The following is a 15728-nucleotide window of genomic DNA, read 5'->3' as shown; positions in this document are numbered from 1 at the left end:
CCGGCGATGTCGGCCGGGGACGGAGCCGCTGGGGCCGCGCCCGGGATCAGGGGAGTGGCGGCATCGGCGGCGGCCGCCGCGACGGGAGCCGGTGCCTTCGGCGCGATCGCCTTGGCCTTGGCCTGCTCCTTCTTCTGGTCACGCAGCGTCTTGATGACGGTGACGGTGGCGCTCTTGAACGTTTCGCGTTGCTCGTCGGCCGGGCTGAACATGGTCTTCATCGCGCGAGCCAGGCCCTGCATCACCGCCCCGGCCTGGCCGGTGATGCCGCCGCCCTTCGCCGTGACGAACACGTCCACGCGGGTGAGTTGGTCGGTGATCTTGAGCGGCCCGAGGACGGCGGCGCGGTCCTTGTCCTCGTGGAAGTACTCGTCGAACGGCTTGCCGTTGATGAGCACTTGGCCCTTACCCTCGGTCACGCGAACCCGGGCCACGGCGGTCTTGCGCCGGCCGGTGGCGATGTAGTAGGTGCGGTGCGTTTTGTTGGCGGGCTTCGCCGGCTTCTTCTCGGCCATGAGTGGTGCTTGGTGTTTGGTGTTGAGTGTTCAGCGCCCGGGGGTTCGTGCGGTTGGTGCGTCGGGGTCCGGGGGACCGAGCGCGAAACACCAAGCACGAAACGCCGACTTACTTCAGCTTGAGTTCTTGCGGGTTCTGCGCCTGGTGCAGGTGGTTGTTGCCCTTGAAAATCTTGAGCTTCGAGAGCTGCTTGTAGCCGAGCGGGCCGCGGGGCATCATCCGCTTGACGGCGCGGAAGATGATCTCTTCCGGCTTCTTCTCGAGCATCTCCTTGGCGGAGGTGATCTTCTGGCCGCCGGCGTAGTGGGAGTAGTCCTGGTACTCTTTCTGGTTCCACTTGTCGCCGGTGAACTGGACCTTCTCCGCGTTGACGACGATGACGAAATCGCCGGTGTCGCAGTGCGGGGTGAAGGTGACCTTGTTCTTGCCGCGGAGGATGTTCGAGATCGTGACCGCGAGGCGGCCGACCACGAGGTCCGTGGCGTCGATCAGAATCCAGTTCTGCTGGACCGTGGAAGCTTTTGCGAGGGTTGTGGACATTGTGATTTCAATCCGCTGCCGGCGGTCTGTTGCCGGGGTGCCCAAAAACACACTACGCGACGCCGCCGGCGCCGGAAGACTATCATGGTACGCCCCTCGCCGGGGGCGTCAAGGCCGTCACAACGGAAAGGTTCAACGGTCGCGCGCGAATCACTTGGTAGGAAAACGACGTACCGTTCCGTCCCCGCACCACACGCACCACGAGGGTCGATTCATGGCCGCCGAACCCACGCGCCCGCAAGAGTACCCGACGTTCGGGCTGCCGCCCGGCTCCGTCCGCGGGATCATCTCGGTGCTGATCTGCTCGTTCTTCTGGATCGTGCTGCTGTGGCCCGCGACCGCCCCGCTCACCGTGCCGCTGGCGCACTTCTTTTTGCTCACGCTCGTGTTCCTGGCGTTCGCCTCGCCCCCGCCCCACGACCCGGGCGCGTCCGCCCTTTTGCCGTGGGTGCTGCGGGTGCTGTTCGTGGGCGGGAGCGCGGCGGTCGTCGGGCTGGCGCTGTGGAAGGACGCGGCGCTGACGGCGGCCCGCCTGACCCCCGGCCCGGCGCAGGTGGTGCAGTGGCCGCTCCTGCTCGGGTGCCTGGCGGGCGGGTTCGGTGTCGCCCTGGTGCTCCGCACCGTGCTCGGCCGCCACAACCCGCTGTTCCTCACGCTCCGCGCCTGGGTCGGCACGATCGCGATCCTGCTCCTGTTCGCGGAAACGATCCTGCAGTTCCTGGTGCTCCCCGAGATCACCGAAAAGAACCCGGAGGTGCTGAAGATTTGGGAGGGCGTCATCATCGCCGCGGTCGCCGCCTACTTCGGTGCGCGAGCGTAGAAGAAACGCGGAATGCGGAGTGCGGAATGAAAGACGACGAGAGCGACTTCGGAACAGAGGTGGGGTGAGCTTCTGTTTCCCGTTCCGCAATCCGAACGCCGAGTTCCGCATTACCCCGGCGGATTTGCGTCTCACCTGAATCTGTTCTAGGGTTGGGCATAAATCACGCCCGGCCCGGGAGGACGCGCCGGGCGCGTGCCCGCGGTCCGTCCCCGACACGGTGAGCGATGTCTGTACCCTCCTCGGTCGAAGAGCTGCTCCAGTTGATCCGCAAGAGCGGGATGGTGGACGAGACCAAGCTCACCACCTACCTCCAGCGGCGCCAGCTCACCCGCGGGCTGCCCGCCGACCCCCGCGAGTTCGCCGACGAACTGGTCCAGGACGGCATCGTCACCTACTTCCAGTCCGAGCAGTTCATGCTCGGCAAATGGCGCGGGTTCACCGTCGGTAAGTTCAAGCTCCTGGAGCGCGTGGGCGTGGGCGGCATGGGGCAGGTGTTCCTGTGCGAACACATGTTCATGCGCCGCCGGGTGGCGGTCAAGGTGCTGCCGCCGGCGAAGGCCGAGCAGCCGGCCGCCCTCGGGCGGTTCTACCGCGAGGCCCGCGCCGCCGGCAGCCTCGACCACCCGAACATCGTCCGCACCCACGACATCGACCAGGACGGCAACCTCCACTTCATCGTGATGGACTACGTGGACGGGCCGAACCTGCTCGACGTGGTCAAGAAGTTCGGCCCGCTCGACCTGGCCCGCGCCGTCAGCTACGTGCGGCAGGTGGCGAACGGGCTGGAGTACGCGTTCCGCAACAAGCTGATCCACCGCGACATCAAGCCCGGCAACATCCTCGTCGACCGCAAGGGGGTGGCCCGCATCCTCGACATGGGGCTCGCCCGGTTCCTGAACGACCACACCGACCAGCTCACCATCAAGTACGACGACAAGATCGTACTCGGGACCGCCGACTACGTGGCCCCGGAGCAGGTGGCGAACAGCCACTCGGTGGACATCCGGGCCGACATCTACGGGCTGGGGGCGACGCTCTACTTCTTGCTCGCGGGGCACCCGCCGTTCCCGACCGGCACGGTGTCGCAGAAGCTCCTCTGGCACCGGACCAAGGACCCGACCCCGATCCGGCAGATCCGGCCCGAGGTGCCCGAGGGGCTGGCCGTGATCGTCGGCAAGATGATGGCGAAGGACCCGAAGGCGCGGTTCCAGACGCCGGCGCAAGTGGTCGCCGAACTGGACGCGTACCTGCCAGCGTCCGTGCCGCTGCCGTCCCCGGACGAGATGCCGCTGCTGAGCCCGGCTGCGATGGAGGGCGCGAGCCCCGACGACGAGGGCGCCAGCGAGGCGGTAGCGGAAACGCCGCTCAACGCCTCCGCGACCCTCGGCCCGGCTACCCCGGTGAAGGCCGCCGCGGTGCTGTCCGGCAGCACAGTAACGGTCGCGCCGCCGGCGCTGAACCCGTTCGGCACGCCGGCCGCGCCTTGGGGCGGCTCGGTGCGGCCGAAGCCGCCGTCGCGCCCGGCAATGGCCCCGCTCCCGCAACCGCCCCTCCCACGCCCGGGCGACTCCGCCGGCCCCGACGCCATCCCGCCCGCGAAGCGGTCCGGCCCGTTCGCGCCGTCGAACCCGTTCCGCGAGGACGCCGTTTCCGGCCGCGCCGCGCCGCGCCGCGCGGCCCCTTGGGTGCTTCTGGGTGCCGGTGCCGTCGCCGTTGCCGTGCTCGCCGCACTGCTGGCGCTGAAGCTGATGTGATTTCACATTTCTGTTTGGCGGGGCAGGGGGCTTGCCCCGCCAAACAGAACGCTGAGAAAAGCTCAGACCCGTCACAACTCGGCACGTGAGCGCACACAACGCGCGACCCGGGCGTCACGTCGCGAAGGCTTTACGCAGTACCTCAAGGCTCTTCGGCACGCCCGTGCGCGGGTCTTCTTTCCCCTCGAACTCCAGCGAGACGAACCCCGCATACTTGTGCTTGCGGAGCATCCGCGCGATCCGCGCGTTGTCCAGGTCCAGCGAGTACCACAGCCCGCCGCCGAAGTACGTCTTGGCCTGCACCAGCACCGCCTTCGGGGCCAGCTTCTCGAGCTTGTCGTAGGGGTCCTCAAGGAAGTTGCCGGTGTCCATCGTCACCCGCAGCCACGGCGAATCGACGGCGTCCACGATCTTGAGCACCCCCTCCGGCGTGCGCCCCAGCCCCCAGTGGTTCTCGAGCCCCATCACCACGCCGCACTTCTCCGCGCTCTTCAGGCACTCGGTCAGCGCGTCGATCACCCACTTGAACCCCTCGTCGTCGCCGACGTCGGGCAGGTTCGGCTCGATCCCGCGGTTCTTCATGAGCTCGTCGAAGCTCTTGATGGTGCCCCACCGGCCGGTGTTCACGCGCATGGTCGGGATGCCCATCGCGTAGCACATCTCCAAACACTTGATCGTGTGCGCGACGTTCTTCTGCCGCTCCTCCTTGCTCTTGAAAACGAACCCCTGGTGGATCGAGAAGCCGCACAGGCCCATCCCGTTGAGGAACGCCCGGCGCTTGATCTTCTGCATCGCGGCCGCGCTCTCGTCGGTCATCTGGCGGTGCAGCACCTCGACCGCGTCGAACCCCATCTCGCCGGCCAGGTCGATGCACGTCTCGATGTCGCGGAGCTTGTCGTTCTTGAACTGCCAGAACGAGTACGTCGAGACCCCGATCCGGATGGGCCGCGGCTTCGGCCCTTCGGGCTCCCGGGCGGAAACGCTCGTGGCGGCGGCAAGGGCCGCGGGCGCGGCGAGGAACTGGCGACGGTCGGTGAGCATCACTCGCTCCCGTGTTAGTGAGGGTGTGAGTCGCGAACGTGCGGAATTGCGGACCTGCTTTCTGAATTAGCGATTCGGCCGCGCAACGGCGTGGCCCGTGTTGTTCGGCGTGGTTCTGATTCACGGTCCGGTTGCTGGTGCCCGTTTTGGGCTGATGCCTTTGTCGCACAGGCGTTCCTGCCTGTGCAACCTCCGGGTGCCGCACCGACAGAAATGTCTCTGCCACAAAAAATAGACACAACCAGCCGGATCGTGAATCGCGGCCCGCCCGCTCTGCCAACGGCCCGCGCGGTTGTGATGTGTTGCGTGGCTGTTTGTGTGTGGCGCTACCACACGTATCGCTCACTTGCTGCGGCGCTCGCGCAGGTACGCCGCCAGTGCCTCCGTCCACGGGCGCGGCGCGGGGACATCGTGTGCGACCAGCTTCGCGGTGGAAAGCACGCTGTAGGGCGGGCGACGTGCGGCGGCGCCGAACTCCGCGCTCGTGATCGGGGTGAGATCCGGCACCAGACCGGACTGGCGGAAGATCTCGGCCGCGAACTCGTGCCAGGTGCAGTCGCCGCCGTTCACCACGTGGAAGAGCCCGCCCGCCCCGCGCCCGAGAAGTGCCACCGTCGCGTCCGCGACATCTGCGGTGTAACTGGGCGTGCAGCGCTGGTCGGCCACGACACGCAGCGGCTTGCCCTGGCCCGCGACGCGCAGCATCGTCTCGACGAAGTTGCCGCCCTTGCCCCCGCTCCCCCACACGCCGTACAGCCCGCAGGTGCGGATCACGAGGTTGTTCGCCGACGCCGCCAGTGCCGCGTGTTCGCCGCGGAGCTTGCTCTCGCCGTACGCACTCACCGGCCCGGGTTCATCGGTTTCCGTGTAGGGAGCGGAGCGTACCGCGTCGGCTCCGAACACGTAGTCGGTGCTGAAGTGGACGAGTTTGGCCCAAATGCCCGCGCACGCGGCCGCGAGCGCCTCGACGCCCGCATCATTGACCGCGCGGGCGGCTTCGGGGGCGCTTTCGGCCTTGTCCACCAGGTTGTACGCCGCACAGTTCACGAACACGTCCGGCCGGACCGACTCGACCGCCGCCCGGATGCCCTCGGGGCGCTCCAGATCGAGTTCCGCACGCGACAGCGGAACGACCTCACCGAACACCGCGAGCCGCGGGCACAGGTCGCGCCCGAGTTGCCCCGCGGCGCCGAGGACGGCGATTTTCATGAGAATAATCCCGGCTGGGAAGGAGGAGATAAACGATTCGATCCGCGGGCGGCCGCAGGGAAACGGCAGGGCGTAAGGCCGTTGCTTGCCTTACGCCCTGCCGTTTCCCTGCGGCCGCCCGCGGATCAAACGCTTCCGCCGCGTGTTACTTGCCCGGGGGCGTCGGGGTGGTCGGGGTGGTCGGCTTCGCGGTGACGTAGCTCGTGTCCGACGTGGTGATGGTGGTCGTCTGCTGCTGGTCCAGTTCCACCTTGGTGTCGGTGTTGCCGATCACCACCGTCAGCTTGCCGTCGAGCTTGATGTTGATCTCGGCCGACTCGATGCGCTGGGTCTTCGGGTCGTAGATGATGATGCCCTTGCTGCCGGCCGGGACGCTTTCCAGCGTGCTGCCTTCCTTGATGCGGAAGAGGAGCCCGTCCGGGCTGTCCTTCGGGGCGGTGTACTTGATCACGGTCTCGAGCTCGAGCTTGTCCTTCTCCTTCTCGACGGCCGCGTACTTCAACTTGTAGGTGAGGTCGTAGGTGCCAATCGGCCCGAGGTTCAGGGTCGTCTTCTTCTCCCAGGTGTCGCCGACCTTTTTCGCGCCGTCCGGGAACAGCTTGGCGGTCGGGTCCACCATTTCCTTGAGCGCGTCCTCGGTGAGCACCTTCTTGAGCAGCGCGTCCATCTGCTGGCTGCCGGAGCCGAGCTTCTTGATGAACTCTTCCTTGCCCTCGACCTTCTCGACCTTGTAGTTGTTGCCGAGCGTCGCGGTGAACTCGCTGTCCTTCAGGCCCTTGAAGAACTCGACCAGGCCCGGGTTGCTGGAGCTGCTGGCGTTCTCTTCCTTGGAAGAGTAACTGATCGGGTTGCCCGAGATGTCGATGTTCATCTTCAGGCCTTCGATCTTCTGCTTCACGGTCCAGCGGGTGAACTGGTCCTTACCCTCGGTCGCCTTCTCTTCTTTGACCGGGGTCCACTGGTACCAGAACGTGCTGTTCTGCTTCTGGGTCAGGTCCTGGTTCTGCACCTTGATGACCTGGGTGACCTTCGTTTCGACCTGTTGGTAGTACGGTGTGAGCTTGCCGTCCTTCCCCTTGAAGCCGATCTCGAACTTGCGCTCCTGCGCGCCGGCGAAGCTGACCGCCGCCACGCCCAGCAGGACGGCGACGACGAAACGGGTGCGGGCCACGATAGGTATCTCCTGTGAACCTGCAGAAGCTGCCAAAAGTCCTGGCGGGGCCGGGACGGGGTTGACGTTCCGGACTGTTCTACCCGCACCGAACCGGGAAACAAGACTTTTAGGCAAAACCGGACGGCCCGGCCCCGGTGTTACGTGAGGGCGGGCGTTTCGGTTCGAAGTACGGGCGCGAACGACCGGGCCGCGATTACGTGACGCGGCCCGGTCGTTCGCCGTGCGATCGGGGGCGAAGGGTTCGCCGCGCTCGCCTTGACTCGGACCCGCCCCCTGTCGAGAATGCCGGTATCAGTTATTTCGTCGCGCCCGCCCGCATCCGGCCCGACCGCGGGCCGTCTCCGAGAATTCACCTCATGCCAACGCCTAACTTCCGGTTTCGCCCTATGGCGCCGTTCGTACTGGTCGCGTGCCTCGCGGCCGGCGTCCTCGGGTGCGGGGGCGACGGGATCAGCGTGTCCACTGCCCCGAAAGCTAACGGCGGTGGTGGTGGCGGCGGCGCGGTGAGCGAGTACCGCATCCTCGGGGCCATGTACCCCGCCGACTCGCCCGAGTGGTTCTTCAAGCTCCCCGGGCCGGCGGACGACCTCGCCAAGTACGAGGCCGACTTCGACAAGCTCCTCGCCAGCGTGTCTCTGGCCCCGGGCGGGCAGCCCAAGTTCGATGCCCCCGAGGGCTGGAAGGTCGGCCCCGGGCGCGCCGGGATCGTGATCGCCACGATCCGCACCCCGGACGGCAAGTACGAGGTCACCATCACCTCCTCGACCGGCGGGGTGGAGCCGAACCTCAAACGGTGGGCGGTGGACCAACTCGGCCAGAAGAGCTTCGGCCCCGAAGACGTGGCGAAGGTCACCAAGCCGGTCGAGGCGAAGGGCGTGAAGGGGCTGAAGGCCGACCTCCGCGGCCCGAACAACCCCGCCCCGAAGGGCGGCCCCATGATGATGGGCGGCGGCAAGTAGCTTACACCTTTCCCGGGCCACGCGGTCGGGACCGCGAGGAGCACGCACCATGAGCACGACCCTGCCGCACACGCCCGGCGAACACGGCGAGCCCCCGGCCCCCGCGCCCCGCGGGGCGCGCCGGCCCGACCGCTACAGCATTGGTTACTACGCGCTCAAAGGGCTGAAGGCGCTCAGCTCGCTCCAGCTCACGGTCGGGCTGCTGGCCGTCGGCGTGCTCCTCGTGTTCTTCGGGACGCTGGCCCAGATCGACTTCGGCATCTGGACCGTCGTCGACAAGTACTTCTGGTCGTGGACGGTGGACGTTCCGTTCGAGCTGTTCCGCAAGTTCCTCAACGTGTTCTGGGAGGAGGCGTTCCCGAAGACCGGGGCCGAGTGGAAGGGCTCGTTCCCGTTCCCGGCCGGGAAGGCCGTCGGGCTGGCGATGCTCGTCAACCTGCTCGCGGCACACGCCACCCGGTTCCGCCTCACCTGGAAGCGCACCGGCGTGTTCCTGATCCACGGCGGGCTGATCCTGCTGTTCGTCGGCGAGTTCGTGACCCGCGAGTTCGCCGTCGAGCAGCAGATGCGGATCGAGGAGGGCTCGTCCACCGACTTCGCCATCGACACGCGGAACGTCGAACTCGCCTTCGTGGACCCAACGAACCCGGCGTTCGACCGCGTCGCGGCCGTCTCGCAGCAGCGGCTCAAGGCGGCCGCGTCCGGCACGCGGATCAGCCACCCGGACCTTCCCGCCGATGTCGAAGTGCTGCAGTTCATGAAGAACTCGGACCTGCTCGACACCCCCAAGGTCGCGCCCGGTGAGCTGACGGACTCCGTCTTCCTCGACGCCCCGGAGGGCCGCGCACACGAGGCCGGGCCGGCGGCGTACGTCCGCCTGCACATGAAAGCGGGGGCCGAGGCGAAGGGCAAGGGGCCGCTCCCGGCCCTCGGGACGTTCGCGGTGGCCCCGCAGGTGAAGGAACAGCGGTTCGGGGTCGGCACCGCGACCGGGCGGGTCGCCCTCGCGGATGACGGTTTGGTGGTTGTGGACGAGTCGCACCCGGGGTTCGACCGGACCATGAAGGTGTCCCTCGACCGGCTCGCGGACGCCGCGCCCGGTTCGCGGATCAGCCACCCGGACGTGGCGGTCACGGTCGAGGTGCTCAAGTTCATGCCGCGGGCCGAACGGGTGGACGTCGCGCGGGTGACGAAGGCCCAAACCGGCGGGTTGGCCGGTGACCTGGTCGTGATCCCGGCGAGCGAGGAGTCGGGCGTCGCGATGAAGCAGCGCGGCGACGCGACCGCCGCCTACGTGCGGCTCTACAAGAAGGGCACCGACGAGGTGATCGGCACCTACGCGGTCGCACTGTTCACGGCCCTTCAGAACCAGTCGGTCACCATCGACGGCACGCCGTACCAGCTCTCGCTGCGCAACGCCCACTACCCGAAGCCGTACAGCGTCAAGCTCCTCAAGTTCAGCTTCGACCGGTACGAGGGCACCGACAAGCCGAAGAACTTCTCCAGCGACGTGGAGGTGAACGAGCCCGGCAGCTCGAAACCGGTCCGGAAGACGCGGATCGCGATGAACGAGCCGCTCCGCCACGCCGGCGAGACCTTCTACCAGGCCGACTGGGACAAGGACACCGAGAAGGCGACGGTGCTCCAGGTGGTCAAGAACCCGGGACACATTGACGTGTTCGGGCTGTTCCACGCGTCCATCGACTACCTCGCGTGCGCGGTGGTCGGGTTCGGGCTGGTGCTGCACTTCGGCATCTTCCTGACACAGTTCCTCGCGCGGAGCCGGACCCGTCCGGCTGCCGCCGCCGCGCCGGTGGTCGCGCCGGGCGGGCGCACGGTGTCGGGCGTGCTCCACTGGATCGTTCTCGGGATCGCCGTGCTGGCCGTGCTGGCGGCCGTGGGGCGGATGACGCCGCGGTCGCTCCGGGAGCCGTACAACCTCGACGCGTTCGCCCGCATCCCGGTGCTGGAGGGCGGGCGGGTGAAGCCGCTCGAGTCGGTGGCCCGGGTGTACCTGCGGACGGTCTCGCACCGCGAGGTGTTCGTCGACGACAGCGACCGGGAGCAGCCCGCGATCAAGTGGTACGCGGACGTGATCGCGGCGGGCTCGTTCGACGACGAGTCGCCCGCGTGGCACCACAAGGTGTTCCGGGTCGAGAACGACCAGGTGCGGCAGGACCTGAACCTGCCCAAGCGGGAGGGACTGCGGTACTCGCTCGCCGAGATCCGGCCCGGCCTCCCGAGCCTCGAAGAGAAGGCGGCCGCGGCCCGGCGGGCCAACAAGGCGGGCGCCGGCGACCTCGTTGGCGCCAAGTTCATCGAACTGGACGAACACCTGACGCTGGTGCGCGGCCTGAACCGGCTGAAGGCCCTGGACACGCACGGCAAGGACACGCTGCACCACCTGGCCCCGGCCGAGGGCCGGGCCTGGGGGGCGCTGGGCGGGCTGCGCGACGAGGCCGAACTGAACGGGCTGATCGCGGCCCAGGCGGCGCTCAACAAGAACCCCGACCGGCTGTACCAGTTGTCGCGCGAGGAGGCGCGGCAGGTGGTGCTGGCGTTCGCCGGGGTGGACCTGAACCGCGCGGCCGACGAGAAGCGCCAGATGGACGCGCTCATTTTCGTCGTGAAGGCGCTCCAGCAGCCCGCGACCGCGATCCCGCCCGAGGCGCGGCCGCGGTGGAACGCCGCGACCCTCGCCGCGCTGCCCGCGGCCGAGGCGAGCCGCATCCGCGACGGCATTGAAGCGGAGTACCGGGCGCGGCTGGCGACCGCGCCGGCGGCGCAGGGCTGGGAGCGGATGATTTCGACCTACCGCGCGAAGGACCCGACCGCGTTCAACGCGGCCGTCGCCGACTACCGCGCGACGCAACTGGGCGGGGTGTCCCCCGCGGACGCGCGGCGCACCGGGGCGGAGGTGGCGTACAACCGGTTCGCCCCGTTCCTCCAGTGCTCGGCCATGTACATCCTGGCGTTCGTGCTGGCGGCGGTCGGGTTCGTGATGTACGCCGCCGAGCGGCCCCGGTGGGCGGTCGCCCTGCGGAAGGCCGACACGGCGCTGCTGCTCGTGGCCCTCCTGGTCCACACCGCCGCGCTGCTGGCCCGCATGTACATCATGGAGCGGCCCGGGGTGTTCGTGACCAACCTGTACTCGTCGGCCGTGTTCATCGGCTGGGGGTGCGTGGCGCTGTGCCTGGTGCTGGAACGCATCTTCCCGATCGGGGTGGGCAACACGGTCGCGGCGGTGCTGGGGCTGTCCACGTGCATCGTGGCCCACAACCTCGGCACGCAAGACACGCTCGAAATGATGCAGGCGGTGCTGGACACGAACTTCTGGCTGGCGACCCACGTCACCACGGTGACGCTCGGGTACACCGCCACGTTCGTGGCCGGGTTCCTCGGCGCCGTCTACGTGGTGATGATGCTGGCGACGGTGGTCCGCGATTCGTACCGGAGCACCGGCGAGCCGAGCGTCGGGTCGCTGCTCGCGTTCGGCACCGCCGTGCTGGGGCTGGTGGCGGTGCCGGTGTTCTTCATGTGGTTCGCGAAAACGGCCCTGGAGAAGTTCGAGGTGCTCCCCGCGGTGCTGCTGGACTTCGGGTTCTGGGTCGCGGCCGCCGTGGTCGGCGTCTACGGCGCCTTGTTACTGGCCCTGCGGGTGATGGCCGTCGGCGTGGACGCGCACGGCCGGCCGCTCCAGGGGCGTGTGCCGGAACCGGCGCAACCGGTCGTCGCCCTCGCGCTGACGCCCGAGAGCGGGAAGATCATGGGCCAGATGATCTACGGCGTGGTCGCGTTCGCGACGCTGCTCAGCTTCATCGGGACGGTGCTGGGCGGCATCTGGGCGGACCAGTCGTGGGGCCGGTTCTGGGGCTGGGACCCGAAGGAGAACGGCGCGGTCCTCATCGTGCTGTGGAACGCCCTGATCCTGCACGCCCGCTGGTGCGGGCTGGTGAAGGACCGTGGCGTGGCGGTGCTGTCGGTGTTCGGGAACGTGATCACCGCGTGGAGCTGGTTCGGGACCAACCAGCTCGGCATTGGGCTGCACGCCTACGGGTTCGACAGCCGGCTTGCGGACGGGTGCTTCAACTTCTGGCTCTTGCAGTTCGTGATTCTGGCCGTGGGTGGAGCAATCCCGCGGCACTTCTGGGAGAGCGGGTTCCGCCGGGCCGCTCCGGCGCCCGAAGCGCCGGTCCCGGTGACGCCGGTCGCTCCGCCGCCGGTGGAGCCGCTCGCCGCCCCGGCGCTGGCCGTGAGTACGGTTCCGGTCAACGGCTCGCCAAACGGGAACGGTCACTCGCCTCGTGACAAGAAGAAGTCCGGCAAGCGGCGTTGAGCCGCCCGCCCACCGGTCCCGCACCGAGTTTCGGTGCGGGACCGGCGGGAGCGGGTTACGTGTTTTTCACCTCTTTTGGTTTTGCGGCCCGCGGGCGGCTGAGGAGCCACGCGGTCGGGGCGATCACCAGCGCGGTGCCCGCCGCCGCGATCTCGTTCACCCCGCGGCCGAAGGCCCACGCGCACAGCCCCATCACGAACACGATCTGCGTCAGCCCTACCACCGACACCTTCGCGGGCGCGCCGCGGCCGAACGCGAGCGTGAGGAACACCTGTCCCGCGGTGGCTGCGACTCCCATCCCGATGAGGCGAGCCATTACGCCGAACTCCAGTACCCGCGTCACGGGCTGCTGGCGCGGTGTGAGGAAGAACGCGCCGGCACAAAACACCGTCGCGACGACGGAAAAGTGAACGACCACGGACCGCGGGTCGATGTCGCGGAGCCGGTTCAGCCCGAGCATCGCGACCGCGGTAAACACCGCCGCCGCCAGCGCCGCGAACACCGCCAGCCTCCCGGCCTCAAGGTGCGGCTGCTCGACCAGGACCACGCCCGTAATGCCGACCGCGATCGCGATCATCACCCGCCCGCCCGGCGCCTCGCCGTACAGCGGCCAGGAAATGAGCGCCACCCACAACGGGAACGTGTTGGTGAGCGTGACCACGTCGTTCGCTGGCAGGTTCCCGAAGGCGTAGAACGTGCCGACCATGCTGCAACTGCCCGCGACGCTCCGCACCCACAGCCGCCCCGGCCGGAACCACACCAGCTTGGCCCCGGCGTGTTTCGCGAGCGCCGCCGCGAACAGCGCGACCAGGGCGGCGCGGAACACGGCCATCGTTTGCCAGTCGCACAGCGGGGCGCCGCCCGGGCGGGTGCGGGTCAGGTCTTCGGCGAGCACCGCCATCACCGAGAACGCGAACGCGCCGCACAGCATCCACAGGTACGGCCGGGGGTCGGACTGACTCATTCAGCAACCTTAGAGCGCCGGGCCGCACCGGGTAGGCAACGCGGGCGGCACCGGAGTACAATCGAGGACGCCCGCCCCGCGCCCGCGGGCCGATCCGCCGTGCAACAGCTTCGCGGGGCACACCTTGGGAGGGACCGATGTACCCATCGGGCCGCTGGGACGGGTTCTGGGTTCAGAGGCACATGGGCCGCCAGGCGATGACACCGTTCACGCTGCACTTTACCGACGGTACGGTGACCGGCGAGGGGCGCGACGTGGTGGGGCCGTTCACGTTCGCCGGCACCTGCGATGAAACGACCGGCGCCGTGCGGCTTGTGAAGCAGTACGTCACGACCGACGGGCGCCGGCGGCATCAAGTGCTCTACGTCGGCCGCCCCGACGGCGAGGGGAGCATTTCGGGGACGTGGTCCCTCGGTCCCCACGACGCCGGGCCGTTCCTGTTACGTCCGCGGGTGCAAAAACCGACCGGCGACGAACCCATTCACGAGATCGGCTGATGTCCGTGCCGACCGACCCGCGTGCGGCGCTGGCCCGCCTCGTGGTGCAGTTGCGCGGGGCCGCGCCCGCCGCCCGCGCGCCGCTCGTGCGCCGGATGCTTCCCCTACTCGCCCAGCCCGGCATCCCGCTGGCCGTGCGGTACGCCGCGGCGGCGCGCGCGATCGACGCGCTGCCGGACCACCCCGGCGCGGTCCGGAACGTGGTCCGGGCCCTGACCGGTCGCGTCCCGCCGGCGCGGGCGCTGCGCCGGCTCCGGCACCTCCAGCACCTCACGGAGCGCTCCGGCGCCCTCGATGCGCTGGTGGAGCGGCGCGAGCGCAAGGTGAAGCTTACGTGCCCGCGGTGCAACACCAAGCTCCCCCGCGCAGAGATGGCGAAGCACCTCTGGCACGAGCACCGCCTCGAACTGGTCGAAGGGAAGGTGTACTCGAACGCGCAAATAGCAGAGGTGCTCCGGGCCGAACACACGGCCACCGGCGACCCGGCGCTCATCGACCGGGCCGCGTTCCGCACCGGCGCGCGCCAGGCGGGCGTGTGGGCGGCCGGCACGGCCACGCCGGAAGAAACCGTGCCGCTGTGCTCGGCCGCTCGTGAGCGCGGGGTGAGTCTGTGCCCGGGGTGCTTCAGCGACATCCCGCCTCAAGTGCCCGACCTGCCGCCGGAACTCACCCTCGCGAACGGGCGGCTCGCCGGCGACGGCTTCGTCGCCACCGCCCCGGTCCTATCCCCCCCCCGGGTGCGGGCGACGCTGCTGGGCGCGGGTGTGATGCTGGCCGGCGCGCTGGTGATACCGGTCGCGCGGGCTCTCGTGCTGTCCGCCCTCGCCTATCTGCTCGGCCGAGCCCTCTTCCGGTCCAAAGGCGCGCCGGACGATCTGGCTCTCAACGCCGCCTGGCGGACGCTGGCGCGGAAGCTCACGGACCGGCGCGACGCCGCCCGCTTCCTCACGCGACTCTGCGTCACCAGCGTGGGCCGCGGCGACCCGTTCGATCGTGCGAACCCGCTAAACGCGCTGGTGGCCCGGGCGAACGCGAACCGGGGCGAGGGGCAGTTGCTCGCAACCGCGCTCGCGCTACGTGTGGGCGACAGCGCCCGCTTCGGACGTGACTATCCGGCCGGATTGGCGGATCTGATCGCGCCGGTGTTCCGGGGCGAGCGGTCCGCCGATTTCGCCGAGCACGTTCTGGCGGTGTACTTCCGCACCCCGCGCCACACGGGCGAACTCGCCCGCCTGCGGGCGCTGCTCCTGGCGTCCGCGTTCGAAGCCGAATGTACCCCGCGCGAGGTGCTCGCCCTTTGCGATGCCGCCCCCCACTTCGCGCGGGCCGCGCGGCTCTCGGCGAATCACGTCGCCATCCTCTACGGCGTCTGGGCCAACCGGACGGCGCGCCCGTGGGAAGCGGTGGGGAAAGCGCGAACGGTGTTCGAGCTGGCGGCCGACGCGCCGAGCACCGCGACCCGGCTACTGGCGGCGGACCCGGGGCTCGTTTTGTTGTGCCACCCGCGGGGGGCCGAAGACGAACTGGGGCCGGTGCGCGTGCTGGCCGGGGGGGTATCGATCGGCCGGGGCGAGAGCCCGCTCACCGTCGCCGACCCTGACGCCGACGTGCGGCTGGTGTCGCGGCGCCGAGAACTCGTGTTCGGGGAGCGCACGTTGCGCGTTCGCTCACCCCTGCCCGAAGGTCTGGTGCGCGAACTGAAGGGGTGGTTACTGTTCCGCGCCGAGGTGCTGGCGGAGTTCCCGGCCGCGTTCCTGAGCGGCACGATGCCAATCCCGACGCGCTTGCTGAAGCCGTTCGTCGCGCGGTGTGCCGCGTGCGGGGCCGAGTGCCTGCCCGCGGTCGGTGCGGTCGCCCGTCCGTTCGCCACGTGACGCCGCGACTACGCCGCCGGCCGATTGCGCCGGTGGTGCGG

Annotated in this window: 11 protein-coding genes and 1 pseudogene; 6 read left to right on the top strand and 6 right to left on the bottom strand. The window is 69.1% G+C overall.

Going from position 1 to position 15728, the window contains the following annotated elements; genetic code table 11:
- Nucleotides 1–167: 167 nt before the first annotated feature.
- Nucleotides 168–515, bottom strand: a pseudogene (gene rpsI, locus GobsT_RS40060) (30S ribosomal protein S9); the annotation flags it as partial.
- A gap of 109 nt (nt 516–624) precedes the next feature.
- Nucleotides 625–1056 (bottom strand): 50S ribosomal protein L13, encoded by a 432-nt coding sequence (gene rplM / locus GobsT_RS29875; RefSeq protein WP_010051462.1) that lies wholly within the window; start codon nt 1054–1056, stop codon nt 625–627.
- A gap of 214 nt (nt 1057–1270) precedes the next feature.
- Between rplM and GobsT_RS29870 the strand changes: the two genes are divergently transcribed.
- Together GobsT_RS29870 and GobsT_RS29865 are read left to right on the top strand one after the other, a co-directional pair.
- Nucleotides 1271–1876 (top strand): hypothetical protein, encoded by a 606-nt coding sequence (locus GobsT_RS29870; protein WP_010051465.1) that lies wholly within the window; start codon nt 1271–1273, stop codon nt 1874–1876.
- A 227-nt stretch (nt 1877–2103) separates the two neighbouring features.
- Entirely contained in the window at nt 2104–3633 is a 1530-nt protein-coding gene (locus tag GobsT_RS29865) for a serine/threonine protein kinase (RefSeq protein WP_010051466.1), read from the top strand.
- 114 nt (nt 3634–3747) lie between these two features.
- On the opposite strand, the gene GobsT_RS29860 is transcribed toward GobsT_RS29865, so the two are convergent.
- The 3 genes from GobsT_RS29860 to GobsT_RS29850 form a co-directional block, all read right to left on the bottom strand.
- Entirely contained in the window at nt 3748–4674 is a 927-nt protein-coding gene (locus tag GobsT_RS29860) for a sugar phosphate isomerase/epimerase family protein (protein ID WP_010052795.1), read from the bottom strand.
- A 342-nt stretch (nt 4675–5016) separates the two neighbouring features.
- Nucleotides 5017–5883, bottom strand: coding sequence for a dTDP-4-dehydrorhamnose reductase (rfbD, locus tag GobsT_RS29855; RefSeq protein WP_010052797.1), 867 nt, complete (start codon nt 5881–5883; stop codon nt 5017–5019).
- Between the two features lie 145 nt (nt 5884–6028).
- The gene (locus GobsT_RS29850; protein ID WP_010053494.1) at nt 6029–7054 is read right to left on the bottom strand and encodes a DUF6263 family protein; all 1026 of its coding nucleotides are present in this window, start codon (nt 7052–7054) and stop codon (nt 6029–6031) included.
- Between the two features lie 359 nt (nt 7055–7413).
- Here GobsT_RS29850 and GobsT_RS29845 point away from each other — a divergent pair, with 359 nt between their 5' ends.
- Nucleotides 7414–8016 (top strand): hypothetical protein, encoded by a 603-nt coding sequence (locus GobsT_RS29845; RefSeq protein ID WP_168217266.1) that lies wholly within the window; start codon nt 7414–7416, stop codon nt 8014–8016.
- 49 nt (nt 8017–8065) lie between these two features.
- Nucleotides 8066–12352 (top strand): cytochrome c biogenesis protein, encoded by a 4287-nt coding sequence (locus GobsT_RS29840; RefSeq protein ID WP_010048230.1) that lies wholly within the window; start codon nt 8066–8068, stop codon nt 12350–12352.
- Nucleotides 12353–12407: 55 nt separating this feature from the next.
- Here the strand turns inward: GobsT_RS29840 and GobsT_RS29835 are convergent, their stop codons facing one another.
- Nucleotides 12408–13316 (bottom strand): DMT family transporter, encoded by a 909-nt coding sequence (locus GobsT_RS29835; protein ID WP_010048231.1) that lies wholly within the window; start codon nt 13314–13316, stop codon nt 12408–12410.
- A 137-nt stretch (nt 13317–13453) separates the two neighbouring features.
- Here GobsT_RS29835 and GobsT_RS29830 point away from each other — a divergent pair, with 137 nt between their 5' ends.
- The gene (locus GobsT_RS29830) at nt 13454–13813 is read left to right on the top strand and encodes a hypothetical protein (protein ID WP_010048232.1); all 360 of its coding nucleotides are present in this window, start codon (nt 13454–13456) and stop codon (nt 13811–13813) included.
- On the top strand, nt 13813–15687 hold the full coding sequence (locus tag GobsT_RS29825) for a hypothetical protein (protein ID WP_010048234.1): 1875 nt from the start codon (nt 13813–13815) through the stop codon (nt 15685–15687). The genes GobsT_RS29830 and GobsT_RS29825 overlap by 1 nt, the downstream gene beginning before the upstream one ends.
- Nucleotides 15688–15728: the final 41 nt, after the last annotated feature.

Origin of the sequence: Gemmata obscuriglobus, assembly GCF_008065095.1 — a bacterium.
In the GTDB taxonomy this organism is placed as follows: Bacteria; Planctomycetota; Planctomycetia; order Gemmatales; family Gemmataceae; genus Gemmata; species Gemmata obscuriglobus.
The sequence above is the reverse complement of the archived record's forward strand: the minus strand, read 5'-3'. Positions and strand labels throughout refer to the sequence as shown.